This window comes from Planococcus sp. TJ-307, assembly GCF_058268435.1.
Window position 1 is genome coordinate 16511 of sequence record NZ_JBZDOJ010000006.1, and the last position, 19821, is coordinate 36331.

Annotated in this window: 21 protein-coding genes; 10 read left to right on the forward strand and 11 right to left on the reverse strand. The window is 44.1% G+C overall.

Annotated elements, in window-relative coordinates; all coding sequences use genetic code 11:
- Nucleotides 1-1050: an A/G-specific adenine glycosylase gene (mutY, locus tag AC4EHK_RS17205; protein ID WP_490980048.1), complete on the reverse strand. Its 1050-nt coding sequence runs from the start codon at nt 1048-1050 to the stop codon at nt 1-3.
- Between the two features lie 230 nt (nt 1051-1280).
- Here mutY and AC4EHK_RS17210 point away from each other — a divergent pair, with 230 nt between their 5' ends.
- Nucleotides 1281-2261 carry a metal-dependent hydrolase gene (locus AC4EHK_RS17210; protein ID WP_490979985.1) on the forward strand — a complete coding sequence of 327 codons (981 nt, stop codon included), beginning with the start codon at nt 1281-1283 and terminating at the stop codon, nt 2259-2261.
- Between the two features lie 86 nt (nt 2262-2347).
- Here AC4EHK_RS17210 and AC4EHK_RS17215 read toward each other — a convergent pair whose 3' ends face one another.
- From AC4EHK_RS17215 to recX, 3 genes are read right to left on the reverse strand one after another with little or no spacing between them, the layout of a single operon-like run.
- Nucleotides 2348-2599, reverse strand: coding sequence for a YfhJ family protein (locus tag AC4EHK_RS17215; RefSeq protein WP_490979986.1), 252 nt, complete (start codon nt 2597-2599; stop codon nt 2348-2350).
- A gap of 4 nt (nt 2600-2603) precedes the next feature.
- Nucleotides 2604-2936, reverse strand: coding sequence for a YfhH family protein (locus AC4EHK_RS17220; RefSeq protein ID WP_490979987.1), 333 nt, complete (start codon nt 2934-2936; stop codon nt 2604-2606).
- The gene (recX, locus tag AC4EHK_RS17225; RefSeq protein WP_490979988.1) at nt 2929-3735 is read right to left on the reverse strand and encodes a recombination regulator RecX; all 807 of its coding nucleotides are present in this window, start codon (nt 3733-3735) and stop codon (nt 2929-2931) included. Before recX ends, AC4EHK_RS17220 begins: the two co-directional genes overlap by 8 nt.
- A 211-nt stretch (nt 3736-3946) precedes the next feature.
- On the opposite strand from recX, the gene AC4EHK_RS17230 reads away from it, so the two are divergent.
- Complete coding sequence (locus tag AC4EHK_RS17230) at nt 3947-4846, forward strand: TIGR01777 family oxidoreductase (RefSeq protein WP_490979989.1); 900 nt, start codon at nt 3947-3949, stop codon at nt 4844-4846.
- A gap of 41 nt (nt 4847-4887) precedes the next feature.
- Nucleotides 4888-6252: a 23S rRNA (uracil(1939)-C(5))-methyltransferase RlmD gene (gene rlmD / locus AC4EHK_RS17235; protein ID WP_490979990.1), complete on the forward strand. Its 1365-nt coding sequence runs from the start codon at nt 4888-4890 to the stop codon at nt 6250-6252.
- 421 nt (nt 6253-6673) lie between these two features.
- Here rlmD and AC4EHK_RS17240 read toward each other — a convergent pair whose 3' ends face one another.
- Nucleotides 6674-7852 (reverse strand): MFS transporter, encoded by a 1179-nt coding sequence (locus tag AC4EHK_RS17240; RefSeq protein WP_490979991.1) that lies wholly within the window; start codon nt 7850-7852, stop codon nt 6674-6676.
- A 79-nt stretch (nt 7853-7931) separates the two neighbouring features.
- On the opposite strand from AC4EHK_RS17240, the gene AC4EHK_RS17245 reads away from it, so the two are divergent.
- Both AC4EHK_RS17245 and AC4EHK_RS17250 read left to right on the forward strand, forming a co-directional pair.
- On the forward strand, nt 7932-8312 hold the full coding sequence (locus AC4EHK_RS17245; protein ID WP_490979992.1) for an OsmC family protein: 381 nt from the start codon (nt 7932-7934) through the stop codon (nt 8310-8312).
- A 333-nt stretch (nt 8313-8645) separates the two neighbouring features.
- On the forward strand, nt 8646-8840 hold the full coding sequence (locus tag AC4EHK_RS17250; RefSeq protein ID WP_490979993.1) for an SE1561 family protein: 195 nt from the start codon (nt 8646-8648) through the stop codon (nt 8838-8840).
- 160 nt (nt 8841-9000) lie between these two features.
- Here AC4EHK_RS17250 and AC4EHK_RS17255 read toward each other — a convergent pair whose 3' ends face one another.
- Nucleotides 9001-9837: a YihY/virulence factor BrkB family protein gene (locus AC4EHK_RS17255; RefSeq protein WP_490979994.1), complete on the reverse strand. Its 837-nt coding sequence runs from the start codon at nt 9835-9837 to the stop codon at nt 9001-9003.
- A gap of 70 nt (nt 9838-9907) precedes the next feature.
- Complete coding sequence (locus AC4EHK_RS17260) at nt 9908-10444, reverse strand: YtxH domain-containing protein (RefSeq protein WP_490979995.1); 537 nt, start codon at nt 10442-10444, stop codon at nt 9908-9910.
- 190 nt (nt 10445-10634) lie between these two features.
- Here AC4EHK_RS17260 and AC4EHK_RS17265 point away from each other — a divergent pair, with 190 nt between their 5' ends.
- Together AC4EHK_RS17265 and AC4EHK_RS17270 are read left to right on the forward strand one after the other, a co-directional pair.
- Nucleotides 10635-11996, forward strand: a complete 1362-nt coding sequence (locus AC4EHK_RS17265) for an alanine/glycine:cation symporter family protein (protein WP_490979996.1) — start codon at nt 10635-10637, stop codon at nt 11994-11996.
- Between the two features lie 58 nt (nt 11997-12054).
- Complete coding sequence (locus AC4EHK_RS17270; protein ID WP_490979997.1) at nt 12055-12276, forward strand: DUF1128 domain-containing protein; 222 nt, start codon at nt 12055-12057, stop codon at nt 12274-12276.
- A 232-nt stretch (nt 12277-12508) separates the two neighbouring features.
- On the opposite strand, the gene AC4EHK_RS17275 is transcribed toward AC4EHK_RS17270, so the two are convergent.
- The 4 genes from AC4EHK_RS17275 to AC4EHK_RS17290 all read right to left on the reverse strand — a co-directional run bounded on the left by AC4EHK_RS17275 (nt 12509) and on the right by AC4EHK_RS17290 (nt 16913).
- Nucleotides 12509-13495 carry a class I SAM-dependent methyltransferase gene (locus AC4EHK_RS17275; protein WP_490979998.1) on the reverse strand — a complete coding sequence of 329 codons (987 nt, stop codon included), beginning with the start codon at nt 13493-13495 and terminating at the stop codon, nt 12509-12511.
- Nucleotides 13492-14799 carry an FAD-dependent oxidoreductase gene (locus AC4EHK_RS17280; protein WP_490980049.1) on the reverse strand — a complete coding sequence of 436 codons (1308 nt, stop codon included), beginning with the start codon at nt 14797-14799 and terminating at the stop codon, nt 13492-13494. Before AC4EHK_RS17280 ends, AC4EHK_RS17275 begins: the two co-directional genes overlap by 4 nt.
- A gap of 111 nt (nt 14800-14910) precedes the next feature.
- Nucleotides 14911-15822, reverse strand: coding sequence for a pseudouridine-5'-phosphate glycosidase (locus AC4EHK_RS17285; protein ID WP_490979999.1), 912 nt, complete (start codon nt 15820-15822; stop codon nt 14911-14913).
- Nucleotides 15819-16913: a carbohydrate kinase family protein gene (locus AC4EHK_RS17290; protein WP_490980000.1), complete on the reverse strand. Its 1095-nt coding sequence runs from the start codon at nt 16911-16913 to the stop codon at nt 15819-15821. The genes AC4EHK_RS17285 and AC4EHK_RS17290 overlap by 4 nt, the downstream gene beginning before the upstream one ends.
- Before the next feature lie 146 nt (nt 16914-17059).
- Between AC4EHK_RS17290 and AC4EHK_RS17295 the strand changes: the two genes are divergently transcribed.
- The 3 genes from AC4EHK_RS17295 to mreBH all read left to right on the forward strand — a co-directional run bounded on the left by AC4EHK_RS17295 (nt 17060) and on the right by mreBH (nt 19709).
- Complete coding sequence (locus AC4EHK_RS17295; RefSeq protein ID WP_490980001.1) at nt 17060-18292, forward strand: aminopeptidase; 1233 nt, start codon at nt 17060-17062, stop codon at nt 18290-18292.
- An 85-nt stretch (nt 18293-18377) separates the two neighbouring features.
- Nucleotides 18378-18518, forward strand: coding sequence for a hypothetical protein (locus AC4EHK_RS17300; RefSeq protein WP_490980002.1), 141 nt, complete (start codon nt 18378-18380; stop codon nt 18516-18518).
- Nucleotides 18519-18701: 183 nt separating this feature from the next.
- Nucleotides 18702-19709 (forward strand): rod-share determining protein MreBH, encoded by a 1008-nt coding sequence (gene mreBH, locus AC4EHK_RS17305; protein WP_490980003.1) that lies wholly within the window; start codon nt 18702-18704, stop codon nt 19707-19709.
- Nucleotides 19710-19821 lie beyond the last annotated feature (112 nt).

Here is a 19821-nt window from a genome sequence, read left to right on the forward strand (position 1 = left end):
TCAAACATCTCCTCTTTGCTGTAAAGCTGTTTTCATTTTTTGGACCGGTCCTGCAATCGGCAATAAATCCAATTCTTCGGCTGTCACCCATCTCATATGAGCAGGTGCAACAATGTTTTCACTGTCGGCAATAAAGCCATCCACATTCCATGTTAAATGAGAAAAGACATGTTTGAAAGAAGTAATTTTCTCGGCTTTGTCCACCACGCCTTTCAAACTTTCAGACAGCTGCTCTTCGATTTCGAGCGGCAGCACATCTGCTGTCGTTTCCAGCATCGGGAATTGCCACATATTTGCCAGCAATCCAGTCGTCGGACGCTGTTCCATCAGCACTTTGTTTTGATTGCGGATTGCAACCATAGCGTATTGCAGTGATTTTGTTTTTTTCGCTTTGGTTTTGATTGGCAGATCATGCTGCTTGCCTTCGTGAAAAGCGGCGCAATGTTCACGGACTGGACACAACAAGCATTTTGGTGAAGTAGGCGTACAGATTAAGGCACCCAACTCCATCAATCCTTGGTTAAATGATGAAGGGTCTTCATGGCTGATGATTTCGGTAACAGCTTCTTCAAAGATTTTTCGTGTTTTCGGTTTGGCGATATCTTCCTCTATCAGCAGGATGCGTGATAATACACGCATAACATTGCCATCTACGGCATGCTCCGGAACACCGTATGCAATACTCAAGACCGCACCTGCTGTATAAGGGCCAACACCTTTTAAAGAAGAAATTTCTTTCCGGTTATTCGGAACAATTCCGCCATAGTTCTCAGCTACTTCTTTGACTCCGGCCTGGAGGTTGCGTGCCCGGGAATAATAACCCAGCCCTTCCCACTGCTTCAGCAAGACTTGTTCGTCGGCTTCAGCCAAGTCATTCAAAGTAGGAAATTTCTCGATAAAGCGTTTATAATAAGGGATAACCGTATCTACTCGTGTTTGCTGCAGCATAATTTCTGAGATCCAGATTTGATAAGGATCTGCTGTTCGTCGCCAAGGCAAATCTCTTTTTTCTGCCGCAAACCAGCTGATCAAGTCATGTTGAAATTGCATCTTTTCTATATTAATAAGGTCTGCCTCCATTCGGTTTGATTATTCCAATCACGTTTCGGGTATATACGGAAGTGAGGAATGAGTTTATTTTAACAAAACTTTTCAATTCCCCATAAAGAGAAACTTCAATCAGACTTTTACGGTCAGTGGATCTCCCACCTTCAAGTGGGAGTTTTGCTGTCCGTAAAAGTGGGGGAAAATTAACTTCGTTAGAGAGGGGAAATGAGGCAATGGATACAGGAACGCATATCGTCATGGGCATTGCTCTTGGCGGCCTCGCAATGGCCGATCCGGCTGTCGCCAGCCACCCCGTCACCATGACCGCAGTTGTTTCCGGTGTCATTATCGGTTCTTTAGCACCGGACGTTGACACCGTCCTAAAACTTCGCGACAACGCCGTATATATCCGGCATCATCGTGGCGCTACCCATTCGATTCCTGCAGTACTGACGTGGCCGTTATTGATTGCGGGCGGGCTATCTCTTATTTTTCCAGAAGCCAATCTGCTCCACCTATGGCTTTGGACTTTTCTAGCCGTCTTTATGCATGTGTTTGTCGACATCTTCAATTCGTATGGGACTCAAGCTCTCCGTCCATTTTCCAATCGGTGGGTTGCACTTGGCGTGATCAACACGTTTGACCCCATCATTTTTGGAGCACATGTGCTGGCCTTAACGATTTGGGCATTTGGTGCCGACCCTGTTTGGACTGTTGGCATTTTGTATGTTGCTATGCTCTTCTATTATATTGCAAGATTTGCGGTGCAGGCTGCCATCAAGCATGCCGTGCGAAATACGATTCCGGGGGCCGCAGAAGTTTTTGTCGCACCAACGATGCGCTTTTTCCATTGGCGGGTAGCTGCAGATACAGACCGCCACCATTACGTTGGCCGAGCATACGGTCGGACCATCAATATCTATGATAAGTTTATGAAAAAAGAGTTGCCTGAGAACAGCTTGATCCAAGCAGCGTTAAAAGATAAGAACATCGCCGCATTCATCTCCTTTTCACCATTGTACCGTTGGGAGATTAATGAATACGGAGATGTGTTTGAAGTAAGACTCATTGATCTGCGTTACCGCAGCAACGATTATTATCCTTTTGTTGCAGTGGCGCATCTGGACAAAGAGTTTAAAATCATCAATTCCTACACTGGATGGATCTTCAGTGAAGATAAGCTAAGAAAAAAATTGGATTTTAGCCACAATTAGAAAACGCACACCTCAAGGTGCGCGTTTTCTTTTTTATGCTTGAGCAAACTTAACAGTATAGAAACCAAGCTTTTAAAACTCTTTCGTTAATCTTTAAGCAAGTGTGTGTATTTGGGATTGGTGCTCGCAAACTCATGTATTTTGTCGCCATAGCTGTCAATCCACTGGCGCATCACTTTTTCCACAACCGCTGTTCCCTGATAGTCGTATCCAGCTTTAGCGTAGGAAGATTCAAAGTCAGAAGCCAATAACTCTATCCAAATCCGTGCTTTTTCTTCTGATAAATTCGGATTTTTTTCCATTAATTCGATTGTTAATTGATCAATAATTTCTTTCATCTGCTTACTTCCCTTCTTTTAACGGACGCAACATGGAAATCGGCAGCGCCTCTGTATGTTTTTCTCCACCCATGCGATACCCCCAGGCAAAAAGGCCTTTTAAGTAATCAATTTGGAAATAGACATTGGGGTCTCCTTCAATGCGGTATACTTCTCCTTTTTTAAAATCAGCAGGGTCTACAAGATAAGCTGCTGCCATTACGGCTTTTCGCTCCAGCACAGCAAACTCATTGACAATGCCTAACTGTTCAGCTTTTCGGGCTTTTTCTTTCAGACGTGCAATCTCCCCGCGAAGTTCATGTTCTGTCATATCGCTATAGCGCTTTTCTTCAGTCATCTTCAAGCTCCTTTTTATCCAGGTAATCATTGATCACTTCACCAGGAAAACCTTTTTGGTAAAGCCCCTGTTTAACTTTTGACTTTAAATCATAGCCTGTCAGTTTCGAACTGTGCTTGCGCCATAATTTATCTCCTTGTTCTGCGACAATTTCCGACCATTGATCGTCATCTTTTTCGAGGTCCAGCTCTGCAATCGCTAGTTTAATCAGCGAATAGTTGTAGCCTTTTCTCAGCAACGTATCGCTGATTTTTTGGTGGATTTGACTTGGTGTTTTCATCTTTTCCTTAAGTGCAATTTTTTCTGCAAGGGCTTTGGCAATTTCCAATTGTTCTTCCTCGGAATAAGAATCCAGAACATCTTTTTGCATTTGCTTGTCAATCCCTCTCTTTTGCATATCCTGCTGAATTGAACGCGGACCTTTTTTGCCCGATTTGATTTGCGTCCGCATCAGCGCCTCTGAGAATTGCTGATCATCCAGAAAGTTATGCGTATACAATTTTTTAACAGCTTCATCTATTACGGCATCTCCGTATTCTTTTTCTTTCAGTTTCTGGCGTACTTCTCCTTCGCTCCTCATTCGGAACCCAAGATAGTATAGAGCTTTGTTATAGGCTTTGCGGACTTCATCCTCGAAGTTAATTTCTTCGATGGTCCATTGGTCCAACTCTTTCCCTTTTGTGAGCTGATGCCTGACAAGCACCGCTTCATCCACGCTAAAAGCATACTTATCTTCAAAAAAAATATTGTACCTTTCAGGATTTTTCTTTCCCTGCGTGATTTTTGAAATAATCGGCATTTACTGGCACCTCTCTTCTTCTTGTATTATACACCTTCCAGGCAAACAATGGCATAGCCGGACGCCTAAAAGGGTATGCTGTATATATATTTATGCCTTGCATATCTGGAGTTGAGTCCAGCATTATCAAATGTCAAAACTCTAAGACATAGAAATGGCATGGCTGGACCTTTAGCTTTACTAATTACAATAAAAATTGGAGGCGTTGAAAATGAAAGTAGCAATTACTGGCGGAACTGGATTTGTAGGTAGAGAACTCACACGCATGCTGTTGGAACGAGGGGATGAAGTAATCATTTTGACAAGAAAACCAAAAGCCCCTTCCGGTAATATTACATACGTCGAATGGCTGACACAAAAGGCCCTTCCTGAAAAACAGCTTGAAGGCATTGATGCTTTTGTCAATTTAGCCGGCGCTTCCATAAATGATGGACGTTGGAGTGAAGAACAGAAAAAACTGATTTACTCAAGCCGTATGGATGCTACCAATGAATTGCTGCGAATTTTTGAGAAATTGAACCAAAAACCAAAAGTGCTTGTGAACGCCAGCGCTATTGGTATTTATCCACCATCGGAAACAGTTACTTATACAGAGGCTTCCGCCGATCGCGGATCTGATTTCCTGGCACAAACTGTCCGTGATTGGGAGATTCTAGCTGCACGAGCAGAGGATTACGGATTGCGGGTAGCGTGCGGCAGATTCGGGATCGTTCTTGGAAAAGATGAAGGGGCACTGCCGCTCATGGCTTTGCCGTATAAATTATTTGGAGGCGGCACGGTGGGCTCCGGCAGACAATGGCTGTCATGGATTCATGTAAAAGACACCGCACGGGCATTGATTTTTGCGATTGATAACGATCAACTACGAGGGGCATTTAATGTTGCAGCTCCACAGCCAAAACAAATGAAAGAATTCGGCAAAGAGATTGCACATGTGCTCCGCAGGCCTCATTGGATTCCAGTGCCATCATTTGCATTAAAAACAGCTTTAGGCGATAAAAGCCAATTGGTTCTTGAAGGGCAGCGGGTCCTGCCTACTGTACTTGAACAGCATGGTTTTCAGTTCAAGTTCCCCAACTTACGATCGGCACTGGCTGATATCTACAAATAAGGCTATAATGGGGGGATGATTAGCTGAAGGACGTGAAACCCATGAACGATAAACCCATTATTGAAGAAGGCCAAAAATTTCCGATGACCATTAAACGGCTCGGCATTAACGGCGAAGGCATTGGCTATTTCAAGCGCAATGTAGTATTCGTCCCTGGAGCATTGCCGGGTGAAGAAATTACCGCGCAAGTAACTGTAGTTAAGCGCAACTTTGCAGAAGCACGGATTGTCAAAATGCGCACGGCTTCACCTCACCGCCAAACACCCCCGTGCACGATTTACGAGGCATGCGGCGGCTGCCAATTACAGCATATGACCTATGACCAGCAACTGGTCGAAAAACGGGATCTTGTTGTGCAGGCATTGGAGCGGTACTTGAAAGGCACAAAAGTCCATGTCGAAAAAACTATCGGCATGGAAGACCCGTGGCATTACCGCAACAAAAGCCAATTCCAAACACGCCTGAAAGGCTCGAAAGTCATCGCTGGCTTATTCGCAGAAGGTTCCCATCAATTGTTGGATATTGAGCAATGCATCGTTCAACATCCGGATACGACGGTGATTACCAATGCAGTCAAACGGATTTTAGAAGAACTTAAAATGCCGATTTACGATGGCAAGACCATGAAGGGCATTATCCGGACGATTGTCGTCCGCACCGGTGTTAAAACTGGAGAAATCCAACTGGTTTTAGTAACAACACGATCGAAAATTCCACAAAAAGAATTATTGCTGGAACGTCTGAAAAAAATTGATACGAACCTTGTATCCATCGTCCAAAACATCAACAAAGAAAAAACCTCCCTTATTTTTGGGGATGAGACGATCACATTATTCGGCAAAGACACCATTCATGAAGAGTTAGGTGAATTGGCATTCGACTTGTCAGCACGTGCTTTTTTCCAGCTCAATCCAACACAAACCGTTCATTTATACAATGAAATCAAACGCGCTGCTGAATTGACCGGCCAGGAAAAAGTGGTCGATGCCTATTGCGGCGTCGGCACCATCGGCCTTTGGCTGGCAGACAGTGCCAAAGAAATTCGTGGGATGGACGTTATTCACGAAAGTGTCGTCGATGCAAAAGCCAATGCCAAAAAGCAAGGCTATGCAGCGAAGTATGTGACAGGTACAGCAGAAAAATGGCTGGAGCTTTGGAGCAACGAAGGATTCGTTCCTGATGTGCTGACGGTCGATCCGCCGCGTACTGGATTGGCGGATTCGCTGCTGAAAACCATCTTGAAAGTAAAACCGAAACGCTTTGTCTACACATCGTGCAACCCTTCCACATTGGCAAAGGATTTGCAGCAACTAACAAAAATCTACCGAATCGAATACATCCAACCGGTAGACATGTTCCCACAAACCGCACAAGTCGAATCCGTAACAAAATTGGTATTGAAGTAAAGAAAAGCGCAAGCTGCCGTGTAGATTCGACGGGCATAAGACGCGCTGGCTGTGCGGCATGTTTTCAGCCGCATAGCCAGAGTGGCTTATGACCCTAGAATCTGGCTGCTGAAGCCTGGACACCAAAGAAAAGCGCAAGCGCCCGTGTAAGTCCGACGGGCATAAGACGCTCCGGCGAAGCGGCATATTTTCAGCCGCACAGCTGGAGGGGCTTATGACCCTAGGACTTGGGCGCTGGAGTCTGGACAAAGAAAAGCGCAAGCTGCCGTGTAGATTCGACGGGCATAAGACGCGCTGGCTGTGCGGCATGTTTTCAGCAGCATAGCCAGAGTGGCTTATGACCCTGTGCGTTGAATTCTTAATAACAAAAAAAGCTGGACCGGAGAAAGTTATTCTCCGGTCCAGCTTTTTTAACACTACTTTATAACGCATCCACTCTTTTAGTGTTGCCTTTCATCGCAATTAACAGCAAAATCAACAGCAACATACCGGAGATCAAAAGCAAAAAGCTGAGCCCTCCAGAGTATTCAATAAATAATCCACCGAGTGATGGTCCTGCCAGACTCCCAATGCTAAACGCGATTCCGCACAGCAAGTTCCCCGTCGGCAATAAGTCTTTGGGCATCAAATCTGCCATATAAGAAATGCCTAGCGAAAACGTGGAGCCTACAAACATGCCCGCCAGTGCAAAAAGTGAAACGGTCAGCCAGGCATTGGATTCGTAGAAGCTTGCAGTTGCAAAGCTTGCAGATCCACCTGCTAAGATCAGCAATAACACCTTTCTTCTGCCAATCCGATCGCTTAAATTTCCCAGTGGCAATTGTGTCGCAATCGCTCCCAGTGAAAAAGCAGCCAGCATGATAGAAACCATTCCTACTTCTATCGACTGCCGCAAAGCGTAAACCGGATAGATGGCATGAAGCGAGGCTTCCAAAAAACCGTAGCCAAGCGGCGGCAAGAACGCGACCCATGCGATAATCAACGCTGCTTTAAACCGTCCTAATGTTCCTCTTGCAGTCATACTGCCTCCAGAAAATTCCGGAAAGTCGTTCTTTAATAGAAAGACCAATGACCAGGCAATTAAACAAAGAATTCCTGAAACAATAAATGGCAACGCCTCGAACACTTCTACCATCGGCACAAACAGAGGACCCGCCCCAAAACCGATGCTGAATGACATTCCATATATAGCGATATTGCGACCCAGCCTGTGTTGCGGGGACGTACTCGTAATCCAGGTTTGCGTCGAAAAATGCAGTGCCTGATCACCTATCCCAATTAATATGCGGAGCACAAACCAGAAGAGTACGGATTTCCATAACGGAAAAAGCAAAAGAGAAAGAATGACCAGTCCCCCACCCACTAAAATTAACGGCTTATAGCCAAATTTTCGCAGCTGCGGCTCCATAAATGGTGCGACTACCAGCGTTCCTACGTACAAGCCGGTGGCACTCAATCCATTTAATGCAGACGAGACACCATCTTGTTCAAAAATCACTGCAATAAGCGGCAGCAGCATGCCTTGCGAGAAACCAGAAATGGAGACGATTGCCACCAAAATCCAGAACCGGCCACGTTCACTTTTCAAAAAACTTTTCATGATGCCTCCCCGAACAAGCCCGTTCTTTTGTATTTAATAAGAATTCAGATACAATTCTAACATAGGGAGGCGTTAACAGATGAATTATTCTATGAACAAAAATGGCTTTACCGGATATTTACCTTTTGGTGAACTCGAAATCTCAAGCAATGAAGAGTATGGATTTCGTCCGTATCAATTACTTGTTTCATCATTGGCTGTGTGCAGCGGTGGGGTTATGAGAAAAGTGCTTGATAAAATGAGAATGCCTGCTGAAGATATTCAAATCGAGGTCAAAGAGATTGTCCGCAATGCAGAAGAAGCAGATCGGGTTGAAAAGGTCCATCTGCATTTTGTCGTAACTGGCGATATCACTAGAGAAAAAATGCCACGCATTATGGAGTTAACACGAAAAAACTGTTCGATGGTCCAGTCGGTCAAGGATTCAATTGAAATCATTGAAACTTTCGAAATCCGTTAACCATCATAAAAGGCTCATTCCGCATCTGATTTCCAGATTGTGGATGAGCCTTTACGTTTTATATACAGGTAAGTTATGTTTCATAATCCCATTTTCGGTTAAGACACCGATGAAATGTGCGAACCGCCTCCTTTGATATTCCTGATGTTGTGGTTTGGTTTCGCTGATTCCCTTCGGCCTCCCCTCTCTTTTGATTAAACTTAATTTAACACAAACTTTATATTAAGTAAATATTCTAAATAGATAAACGAGTAAAATAATTAGTTCTACCTATAGTTATTGAAATCGTCTCCATAATCCGTTACGATTAACATGCGAAATGAGGTGTAACCAATGGGAAAATCCATTACAAACAAAGAACAGCAAGTCTCTTACATGAAACAGCGCTTAAGCATGTTTTTAGAAGTATTAGATGCAATTGAACCGGAGAACACAGAACTCGAAGATATAGATCGGTTAATTGCGATGGTTGATGACTTAGACAACAAGATGAAACAATTTCAGGACCGTCCAACCGAAGAACAGTAAGCAGAAAATCCGTTGCCTACCCGGCATCGGATTTTTTCTTTAATAGAATGCAGCAAGCTTTATAAACGTGGGAGTGTGATGCGACACTAGAAGCTGAAACTGACCCACTAAGGTGAACATTCACTTTGTCCTACAAACAAAAAGCATCTTGAACAGTTGTTCAAGATGCTTTCTGTTTATTATAGTGACGACGCTCTCTCATCACGGCATTAATCTGCCCGCCAATAATCAATAACATCGCTGAAATATAAAGCCACAGCATCAAGATAATTACGCCCCCGATACTCCCATAAGTGGCAGAAAAGTTGCCAAAGTTACTGACGTAAATGGAAAACAAGTAAGAAGTGACAATCCAACCAAGAGCTGCAAATGCGGCACCCGCCAACACGCTTAAAATATTCATCTTCACATTTGGAGCCAACCAATAGATGATGGCGCAAGCGACAAATGTGATGAGGGCCGGAATGGTAAATCGGATTGAGCTCCACAAAGCGAGAAATCCTTCTTCCAAGCCGAGGAATGAAAAGATTAATAATCCAAGCTGCTCACCAAATACGGGCAATGCCAAAGCAACAATCAAGATAAAGATCAATAGAATGGTCATCAAAATCGACATGCCACGCGCGATAAGAAGCGGCCGGTTTTCAGTCACCTTATAAGAGAGGTTTAGTGATTTGATCAAGGCATCCATACCAAGGCTTGCCGACCAGATTGTTGCTAAAATACCGAACGACAATAGCCCTGTATTTTGATTCGTTAAGATTTCTGCCAAGGTGCTCTCAATCAACACATAAACTTCTGCCGGAACCACTTCTTCCATAAAACCAAAAATTTGATCTTGCGATAACGATAAATACGGCAACAGGGTTACCAGGAAAATCAGCAAAGGAAAAATTGACAAAAGGAAAAAAAACGCCAACTGTGCTCCAAGTCCTGGCACGTCGACGTCTTTAATCCGCTGGAGCAATTCTTTCAGAAAACCTTTACCCGTGGTCACATCATAGCTTACTGTGTGGTCACTGATTTGGTTTTCTTGCTGTCCTGCAGGTTTTGAGGGAGTAATCGGCTTATGACCGATTCCCAGAATTTGAGTTCGTGCCAGACTGATTGCCTGTCCCTGATTTGTTGTTAGATGATGAATTATTGTTTGAAGATGAATTGTTGCTTGATGCGTTGCTGTTTGATTTTGAAGATGAATCCTTATCCTCTGTCAAAGAAGAAGTTGGAGATGGGTTGTCTTCTTTAACAGCCGAAATTACATCATCTTTCGTTTCAACAACTGCATTTTTTGTATCCATAAATGCTTCTTTTGTTTCCAAAGCCATTTCTTTCACTTGTGGAGACATTTCTTTCAGTTCGTTCACTTTGCTGCCCACGTAAGAAGCATCTTCTGAAATGCGTGAGTACAAGTTTTGTGCTCTTTCCGCTTGTTGCTGGAAAGCTTGCACTAGCTCTTCTTTATTTGAAGCATAATATTTTGCACTGCTGCCTGCTTTTTTCGATTTTTGCACAACATCATTTCTTGTATTGCTATCAAGTAGTGAGATAAGTACCCCCACTGCTGCTCCTACTAATAAACCTGTCATTAATTTGTTTTGACTCATCCTAAATTCCTCCCAGTATTAAAATATGTTTTTCACATCTGTTAGGAATTTTCCCTAATCTTTAAAATTCTAAACACTTATGCATAAGTTATTTTTTAAAAATAACTTGACTATATTGAAAAAGTTTCGGAATATTATGTTTACAGGAGGTTTTTTAAGAAAGATAAGATGATAAAAAGGGGGAGCATTGATGGAACAGATCGAAGAACTATTGGGCACTATCAGCGGTTATGTATGGGGACCGCCTTTATTAATTTTATTAGTAGGAACTGGAATTTTCTTAACTGTCCGACTCGGACTTCTGCAAATCCGTCTATTGCCTTACGCCCTAAAGTTGGTCTTTACCAAGAACACGGATACAACCTCCAAGGGAGATATCAGTCATTTCCAGGCACTCTCTACAGCAATGGCTGCAACAGTTGGAACCGGTAATATTGTCGGTGTCGCAACAGCCGTCATTCTCGGCGGACCAGGTGCTGTTTTCTGGATGTGGTTTTCTGCATTCTTCGGTATGGCTACTAAATATGGGGAAGCTGTTCTTGCAGTCAAATACCGGGTGGTTGATGCCAGAGGCCAAATGGCCGGCGGACCCATGTACTACCTTGAACATGGGTTGAAACAGAAATGGCTGGCCGTTATGTTTGCTATCTTCGGTGCACTGGCTGCATTTGGAATCGGCAATGGTACCCAATCAAACTCTGTTGCTTCTGTTGTCCGTGATACGTTCAGTGTCCCAACATGGATCACCGGAATTATTTTAACTGTGTTCACTGCATTGGTATTACTTGGCGGCATTAAGAGTATTGGCCGCGTCACTTCATACTTTGTTCCTTTTATGGCGTTATTCTACATAATCGCTGGAATTATCATTATGATTTTCAATATGGATTTAATTCCTGGAGCTCTTGCTACAATCTTCAGTGCAGCATTCACAGGTGAAGCGGCAGTCGGCGGAGCAATCGGTGCAGCTATCCGCTATGGTGTGGCGCGAGGCGTATTCTCCAATGAAGCTGGCCTTGGATCTGCTCCAATCGCTGCTGCTGCAGCCATTACAGATCTTCCAGGACGCCAAGCATTGGTTTCCATGACACAGGTGTTTTTCGATACGCTCATCATTTGTTCGATTACCGGTGTCACAATTGTAATGTCTGGTCTGTATACAGACAAATCACTTGAAGGTGCTGCACTAACAACAGCTGCCTTTGAACAGTTCCTGGGAGGTGCTGGCCCGATTGTAGTAGCCATCGGTTTGATTTTCTTCGCCTCTTCGACAATTATCGGTTGGTCTTATTATGGAGAAAAATGTTTCCAGTACTTGTTCAAAAATCCGGCTTTGCTTATTGTTTACCGCATCGCGTTCGTGTTAATGGTGTACGTCGGTGCAACAGTTTCACTTGATGTTGTTTGGTCATTCTCTGATGTTATGAACGGTTTGATGGCGTTCCCGAACTTGATTGGATTACTTGGCTTGTCGGGCGTTATTGTATACGAGACAAAACGTATTATCGCCAAGATCAAAGAAGAAAAAGAAGCCGAACGAGCTGGAAATTGACATTGCATTTGAATAATGAAATGATAAAGCATACCCACCCGAAAGGCAGGAACTTATCATGGACTTATCAAACCCATCTCCAGAAAACGTCAGCTTTATGATTGAAGAAATAAAAGCAAAATTGCGCATGGTCAATGTCGATGCAATGAAAGCTGAACACTTTAACGCTTCCCAATACGAAGATTTGCAGGAACTGTACGAAATGGTTTCAACCCGCGACAAATTCAGCACCAGTGAGATGCAAGCCATTGCCACTGAACTTGGTTCATTGCGCAAATAAGGCAAATAGAAATTCCCTGAAGGCTTTCCTTCAGGGAATTTTTTTGATTCACCTATTTTTGAACTTTAGCGATTCTCAGCTTATGCCTGTCGGAGCAAAACGGCTTCCTCAGCTTTTCTTTTTGGCCAGCTTCAGAAGCCAGGATCTCGGGTCATAAGCCAACCCGGCTGTGCGACTTAAAACACGTCGCTTCACCGGTCTGTCTTATGCCTGTCGAACCTTAACGGCTTCCTCAGCTTTTCTTTTCATACTGCACGATGTACCAGCCGCCTTCTTTTATGACGGTTTGGATGCTGAGCAATTCGAGTCCTGCATTTTCTCCCCATTGGGCTAATTCTTCGCGCGTTGGCAAGCGATAAAGGTTGTCGAATGATGAAAAAAAGCTGTTGAAGACATTTGCGAATGGTGTGCTGTCGCTATCTCCCGCAATCGGCGTCACTACGGAAAGAATTCCTTCTTCTTTTATCCAGCTAGCCAGTTCAGTGAATAGATCCTGGCGTTTTTCAAGGGCGATATAGTGGATGACGTTGTTCATCATGACCATTCCCTGTAGTTGGGCAGGCTTGTATTGCCAAAGATCAGCATTTTCAATAGTGATGTTGCTGTTTTCTTTTGTCAGGATTTTTGCAACTTCAGTTACTGCCGGACTAATCTCAATTCCCGTGAAATGCGTTTTGGGAAAACGTTCAGCCAATTTCTTGATATAGCCGCCTTCTCCACAGCCAATATCCAAGACCGTATCCACTTCTTTTCCTTTAAGCCGCCGTGACATTTTCGGCAAAGCCAAGACTTCCAATAAACGGCTCGTTTCAGCAACAGTTGGTGCATGTTTTTCTTCATCAAAATGCAGGCGGTCCTGTTTGCGCATCATTTCTGGATAACTCAATAATGTAGGAATATGCAGCTCCATCATTTCCTTCAGCAACACACCTGAAGAGTTATTGCCTTTTGGTTTCGGTAATTTCCAAGCGTTCCATGTTTTGTAACGGTTTCTTCCTGCCTCTTTCAAATGGCCAATCGAAACACCTACGTTCACCCACTGATTCAACAGATCTTCGTCCAATTGAAGAGCATCTGCCACATCATACTTAGTCACCGGGCGTTCGAACGCTTTAAACAAATCCAATTCGTAGCCTACATAGGCATGCCAACTATACAAAAAAGGCTCGTTGCGCTTCATATACATTCTTGCTTTAAACATCTTCATGACATCGATCATGTGAGTCCCTCCGCTTTCCATGGGTAATCTTCTTCTGGTGTGTAATATTTCATTTCTTTTGTATCATCCGATAGATCTTTCATGCGGACAGGCATAATGCCTCCCTGGATAAAGCGGTCACGGAAATTTTCTTTCCACATGCCGAGTCCTGATACGTTCAACATTTGTTTAAAATGAAGGATTGGATCTTCTTCCATCCGTTCAAACGTCCGCTGGCGTATATAGCTAACCGGTTTAAACGGGAACGAATAGGCTAGTGCCGCCAAATGGCTCAATTGGATCACATGGTCTGCTCGTTTATAGCGTACGTCTTGATACCATTTTAAATTACTTTGCGCCATTTTTCCTTCTTTAAACATATCTGCGGTCAATTCACCCAGAATATCAGCATCTTGAATGGCCATATTCATGCCTTCACCTGCCATCGGATGGACAGCATGGCTGGCATCCCCAATAATGGCCTTGTTGCCGCTCACGTAGGAATTGGCATGGTACATAACGGGAATCATCAATTGGATTTTCTTCCAATCCGTCAATCGTTGAACATAGCCGTCTACTGCAGGTGCCAAATCAGTATACAGCTTATGAAAATGAGTAATCGATTTTTCTTTCAGCTGCTTGTAGTCTCCTGGCGGAATCAGATACACGCTGCGCACTTGGTCGTCAGGCAATGGAAACAGGCCTAGAAATCGGTTGTATGTAGAAATAATTTTGCCATCCGTAAAATTTTCAGAACGCGGAAAGGTTACCGTTAAAAAATGATGGTTATAAGTAGTCTGCTTCACTTCGATTTCCATTGCCTTTCGCGTGACCGAAGACCGGCCTTCAGCACCAAAGAAAAACTGGGCTTTGACTTCAAATTTTTCCGTCCCTTTTTGAAGCAATGCTGTTCCTTCGCCATAACCTTTGCAGGAAGTGCCTTTTAGGTAATGAAAATTTTCATGTTCAGAAGCTGCTTTTAAAATAACAGCTTTGAGTTCTTCGTGATGCATCATGTATGCTGCATTGTACTTGCCGGGCAGCACACTGTAATCCATGAATGCCTGATCTTTCACTTGCAGGGAGCTTGAAAGTTCAAGCATATCCAGTACTTTAATTTCATTTGACCGATCACATATCTGTTCGTATAGTCCTAGGCCATCAAATATTTGCATACTTTTTGGCTGAAGAAGCTCTCCCTTATAAGTAGGTGCTTTCACAGCCATTCGTTCGGCGAGAACCACGTCGATTCCACGCTGCACCAGTTTCAATGCAAGCGTCAATCCACCGATTCCACCCCCTCCAATGAATACGTCAGTTTTCATCTGCTTCATCCCCTTCTTTCTCCTTACCCTGCCTTTAGGCCTGTGAAAACCCATTAAACCTCTCCAACAAAAAAAGAAGCCCTTAAATGGACTTCTTTTCACAAATTATTCTTAAAGTTGGTTGTATGCCACAGCAAGCTGAGCTCCGACTTTAGCATTGTGCTTAACCAATTCGATATTGGCAACTAAGCTTTTTCCTTCAGTCAATTCTTTAACTTTCCCCAAAAGAAACGGTGTCACTTCTTTTCCCGAAATGCCGTTGCTAGTTGCTTCCGCCATCGCTTGAGCGATAATGCTGTTGATGAACGATTCATCCAAGGCGTGTTCGGCAGGAATTGGATTGGCGATAACCGCTCCGCCTTTTATTCCCAAATCCCATTGTGCTTTCAGTACGTTGGCCAATTCGACTGAGTCATCACTGCGAAACGTTAGATCAAAGCCACTTGAACGCGTATAGAATGCCGGCATTTCATCTGTTTGGAAGCCAATAACTGGAACACCTTTTGTCTCCAAATATTCCAATGTCAGGCCGATATCCAAAATCGATTTGGCGCCTGCACAAACAACTGCAACTCCCGTGGTCGACAACTCTTCTAAATCTGCTGAAATGTCCATTGTCGTTTCAGCACCTCTGTGTACCCCACCAATTCCGCCAGTAGCGAAAACCCGAATGCCTGCAAGCTCTGCACAAATCATCGTTGCAGCAACTGTTGTCGCACCAATTTTTTTCGTAGCGATCAATTGTCCGATGTCTCTTCTCGATACTTTGGAAACGCCCGGGCTATTGCCAAGCAACTCCAGCTCTTCCTCAGACAAACCAATTTTGATTTTGCCGTCCATAATCGCGATAGTCGCCGGAACTGCTCCGTTGTCACGGATAATTTGTTCCACCATACGAGCTGTTTCCACATTTTGCGGATAAGGCATGCCATGTGAAATAATCGTCGATTCGAGGGCCACAATCGGCTTTTTGTCCTCTATTGCTTGCTGTACTTCAGTTGAATAAGAAATCATTGCTGTCATTGTAATTCCTCCAATTCTTTTTGTAATTGTGCAGCTGTTAATTCAAGGCGCACAGTCGTATTGCTTTCCAATGTCTTGGCTGCATTGACCATAGCCGTCTGAATCGTAACATCAAACCCCTGTCCATCCATCACGCTGTGGACGATCGCACTGGAAAATGCATCACCAGCCCCGGTTACGTCCTCAACCTGTTCGACTGACATGGAGTGGTAATGGCGGGTGCCAGCAGCATTTCCGGCTACCGCTCCATCTTTCCCTCCTGTAATAACCACTGCTTCTGCACCTCGAGCCAAAAGCTGTCCAACCGCTTGATGCCAATCTTCCATTGTATCTATGGATCGTTGCAAATACTTGCTGGCTTCGCCGCGGTTGAGAATTAACCAGCTGATGGCTGTCAAATCATTGCCCAGTCGTTCCATTTTCGGAGCCGACACCGGAATAACTGCCAGCGGAATATGATGGCTCAAAGCCAGCTGCCGAACATATTCCACCGTTTCCAGCGGACAGTTTAAATCAATGACGAGAAAAGCTGCTGACAACAGGACACTGTCATTTTTGGCAATGTACTCCGGTGTCAGCGAATCGTATATTTTCATATCCGCCATGGCCAGCAGCATTTCGCCATCAGGTTCTAAAATGGCTGTATAGGTTCCTGTTGAAAGTCCATCAATGGCTTTCGTCAATTCAGTCGACATAAAAGAGCTCGAAGCTGCTCTAATCAAATTCCATTCCGGATCATTGCCAACAATGGACAGGAGCTTGACCGACCGGCCGAGCCGCCCTAAATTTTCCGCAACGTTTCTTGCGACTCCCCCAACACTGCCCGAAACCGATGCTGGATTGGAGGTACCCATCTGCGCCGTCTGGTCCATCAGGAATTTCCGATCGACATTTGCGCCTCCGATGCAAATGACTGTTTTTTCTTCTGGCAATACGTACGCACGTCCTAAAATCTTTCCTTGACGTATCAAATTTGAAATAAAGTTGGCAAGTGAAGGCCTGGACATATCCAAGTGCTCCGCCATTTCCTGTTGAGACAGATATGGATTGCGGCGAATCAGTTCCAGCACTTCTACTTCTTTCTGACTCATTTCATGACCACCTTTAAACATTTGTTTAAATCATAAACTTTTATAATGAAAAAGGCAAGAAAAAGATTATTTCGAATATCGTTATAAAACATTGCAGGCGGTGACTGAAAATTGCTACTATAGAGTAGATGAGAGGAGAGATTTATTTGACATCTTTTAATGAAAAGTTAACCCGCTATGCTGAATTGGCTGTAAAAGTGGGTGTAAATATTCAACCAGGCCAACAGCTTTACATTGCTGCTGCAATTGAGGCGGCGCCGCTTGTACGCCTGATCACAAAACAGGCATATGAAACAGGAGCAAAACAGGTGTATGTCGACTGGAACGATGATGCTGTATCACGTTTGCGCTTTGAGTTAGCACCGGAAGATTCGTTTACAGAATATCCTGCATGGAAAGTACAGGAACGCGAGCAGTTGGCTGAGCAAGGGGCTGCTTTTATCAGCGTTGTGTCACAAAGCCCGGACCTTTTGTCGGGAATCGATTCAAAACGCATCGCTGCTTTCCAAAAAGCGACTGGGCAGGCATTAAGCAAATACCGTCAATACGTGCAATCGGATAAAATTAGTTGGACTGTCATTGCAGCACCTTCTCAAAAGTGGGCTGCAAAAGTCTTTCCGGATGTACCGGAAGAACAGCAAATCGATACGTTATGGGATGCAATTTTTAAAGCAGTACGCGCAGATCTTGACCAACCAATTGAAGCGTGGAGTGAGCATGACCAGTTGCTCCATACGAAGGTTGATTACTTGAATGACAAAAAATATGTAAAACTTCATTACACTTCACCGAAAACTGATTTGGAGGTCGCTCTTCCAGATGGGCATTTGTGGTGTGGAGCTGGGTCAATCAATGAAAAAGGCGATGCTTTTATGGCGAACATGCCAACTGAAGAAGTGTTCACAGTGCCGCATAAAACTGGTGTCAATGGCTATGTGTCCAGCACAAAACCATTGAGCTATGGCGGAAACATCATTGATGACTTCAAAGTGACATTCAAAGATGGAAAAATTGTTGACGTGACTGCTGCACAAGGTGAAGATGTGCTAAAACAATTGGTTGCTACAGATGAAGGATCGCATTTCCTTGGCGAAGTGGCGTTGGTTCCTCATCAATCACCCATTTCCGATTCAAATATTTTATTCTATAACACCCTGTTTGACGAAAATGCGTCAAACCACTTTGCCATTGGAAGTGCTTATGCATTTTGTATCGAAGGCGGAAAAACAATGTCTCAGGATGAGTTGCTGAAAAATGGCTTGAACCAAAGCATTACACATGTTGATTTCATGGTCGGCTCTTCAGAAATGGATATCGATGGAATTCTGGAAGACGGCACCCGCGAAGCCATTTTCCGTGGCGGCAACTGGGCATTTTAAGTATCGATAATTCGACACTTATTTTTTCCGGCAAAATCAGGTATACTAAATATTGATAATTACAGTTTAGAGAGGAGTTATCATTATGTTTTATGGCATCACTGTTGTTCTTGGCTTCATGGCCGTGATCTTCATGTTTTTCTTTACGCTTCTACACTTTCTTGGAAAAGAGTTGCATCCACATGATGCAGAGCACGTAGACCCAATTCCTGAAAAAAAATACTAAGCGACTAAAACCGGCTTCTTCATTGAAGCCGGTTTTTATGTTATCTTCTCCCGAAGCCCTGCAAAAATTTAAAAAATTTATCCAGTTCTCTACTCTTTAGGTTCCTTCGGCTCTATCACTTCCGCTTTGGCAATGGTAAAATCCGTACTAGTTAGCGTCTTTATTCATAGGAGGAATTTATATATGTTTTCTGCAATAGATATCGGCATCGATTTAGGAACTGCAAACATATTGGTTTACACAAAAGCAAAGGGCATTATCATCAACGAGCCTTCTGTGGTTGCATTGGATTCAAAAACACGGGAAGTCCTGGCCATCGGTAATGAAGCAAAAGCCATGCTTGGCAAAGCTCCCGATTCCATTCTAGTCGTCCGACCTTTAAAAGATGGCGTCATTGCAGATTTTGATGTGACGAGGGAACTCTTGAAAATCATTATGCAACGAGCATCCAAACAGCTCGGCAGTGCGTTTCGGAAACCCAACGTCATGGTATGTACACCTTCAGGAGCTACCACAGTAGAACGCCGCGCTATCCACGACGCAGTTAAGCAAAGCGGTGCTAAAACGGTTCACTTGATCGAAGAAACCGTAGCGGCTGCTATAGGCGCAGATTTGCCAATCAGCGAGCCCGTCGCAAGTGTGATCGTCGACATTGGCGGCGGCACGACAGAAGTCGGAATCATTTCTTTTGGCGGCGTAGTTTCTTCCAATACGGTCAAAGTGGCCGGCGACCGCATGGACGAAGATATCATCCAATACGTCCGCAAGCATTATAATATCCTGATCGGTGAACGCACTGCCGAAAACATCAAGAAAGAAATCGGTTATGCACCCGTTCCCCATGAAGTGGAACACATGGAAATACGCGGCCGCGACATCATGAGCGGATTGCCAAAAACCATCACGATCAGCTCTCTTGAAACACAGCAAGCATTAAAAGAATCACTATCCGCTATTTTGGAATGCATCCGTGCAACCTTGGAAAATTGCCCTGCTGAACTTTCCGGCGATATGGTTGACCAGGGAGTTGTCATTTCCGGAGGAGGCGCCTTATTAAAAGGCATGGAGGAATGGCTCACAAAAGAAATTTCAGTTCCTGTCCACATCGCCCCGCAACCTCTAGAGTCAGTCGCGATTGGAACAGGACTGTCGCTCGGCATGATTAAGCAATTAGAAAAAATGTCACGTTAAGTTACGACAGACGGAAGCACCGTACAGTTCTGATGGACCTCAGACAGGCCGGATGGCTTATGATCCTGGAATCTCAAAACGAAAAAGCTGAAGACATACCGATCTCCTCGGT

What these genes read in the sequence shown, in the direction of transcription:
- mutY (WP_490980048.1), bottom strand. Translation starts at nt 1,050, where the DNA reads ATGCAATTTCAACATGACTTGATCAGCTGGTTTGCGGCAGAAAAAAGA.
- AC4EHK_RS17210 (WP_490979985.1), top strand. Translation starts at nt 1,281, where the DNA reads ATGGATACAGGAACGCATATCGTCATGGGCATTGCTCTTGGCGGCCTC.
- AC4EHK_RS17215 (WP_490979986.1), bottom strand. Translation starts at nt 2,599, where the DNA reads ATGAAAGAAATTATTGATCAATTAACAATCGAATTAATGGAAAAAAAT.
- AC4EHK_RS17220 (WP_490979987.1), bottom strand. Translation starts at nt 2,936, where the DNA reads ATGACTGAAGAAAAGCGCTATAGCGATATGACAGAACATGAACTTCGC.
- recX (WP_490979988.1), bottom strand. Translation starts at nt 3,735, where the DNA reads ATGCCGATTATTTCAAAAATCACGCAGGGAAAGAAAAATCCTGAAAGG.
- AC4EHK_RS17230 (WP_490979989.1), top strand. Translation starts at nt 3,947, where the DNA reads ATGAAAGTAGCAATTACTGGCGGAACTGGATTTGTAGGTAGAGAACTC.
- rlmD (WP_490979990.1), top strand. Translation starts at nt 4,888, where the DNA reads ATGAACGATAAACCCATTATTGAAGAAGGCCAAAAATTTCCGATGACC.
- AC4EHK_RS17240 (WP_490979991.1), bottom strand. Translation starts at nt 7,852, where the DNA reads ATGAAAAGTTTTTTGAAAAGTGAACGTGGCCGGTTCTGGATTTTGGTG.
- AC4EHK_RS17245 (WP_490979992.1), top strand. Translation starts at nt 7,932, where the DNA reads ATGAATTATTCTATGAACAAAAATGGCTTTACCGGATATTTACCTTTT.
- AC4EHK_RS17250 (WP_490979993.1), top strand. Translation starts at nt 8,646, where the DNA reads ATGGGAAAATCCATTACAAACAAAGAACAGCAAGTCTCTTACATGAAA.
- AC4EHK_RS17260 (WP_490979995.1), bottom strand. Translation starts at nt 10,444, where the DNA reads ATGAGTCAAAACAAATTAATGACAGGTTTATTAGTAGGAGCAGCAGTG.
- AC4EHK_RS17265 (WP_490979996.1), top strand. Translation starts at nt 10,635, where the DNA reads ATGGAACAGATCGAAGAACTATTGGGCACTATCAGCGGTTATGTATGG.
- AC4EHK_RS17270 (WP_490979997.1), top strand. Translation starts at nt 12,055, where the DNA reads ATGGACTTATCAAACCCATCTCCAGAAAACGTCAGCTTTATGATTGAA.
- AC4EHK_RS17275 (WP_490979998.1), bottom strand. Translation starts at nt 13,495, where the DNA reads ATGATCGATGTCATGAAGATGTTTAAAGCAAGAATGTATATGAAGCGC.
- AC4EHK_RS17280 (WP_490980049.1), bottom strand. Translation starts at nt 14,799, where the DNA reads ATGAAAACTGACGTATTCATTGGAGGGGGTGGAATCGGTGGATTGACG.
- AC4EHK_RS17285 (WP_490979999.1), bottom strand. Translation starts at nt 15,822, where the DNA reads ATGACAGCAATGATTTCTTATTCAACTGAAGTACAGCAAGCAATAGAG.
- AC4EHK_RS17290 (WP_490980000.1), bottom strand. Translation starts at nt 16,913, where the DNA reads ATGAGTCAGAAAGAAGTAGAAGTGCTGGAACTGATTCGCCGCAATCCA.
- AC4EHK_RS17300 (WP_490980002.1), top strand. Translation starts at nt 18,378, where the DNA reads ATGTTTTATGGCATCACTGTTGTTCTTGGCTTCATGGCCGTGATCTTC.
- mreBH (WP_490980003.1), top strand. Translation starts at nt 18,702, where the DNA reads ATGTTTTCTGCAATAGATATCGGCATCGATTTAGGAACTGCAAACATA.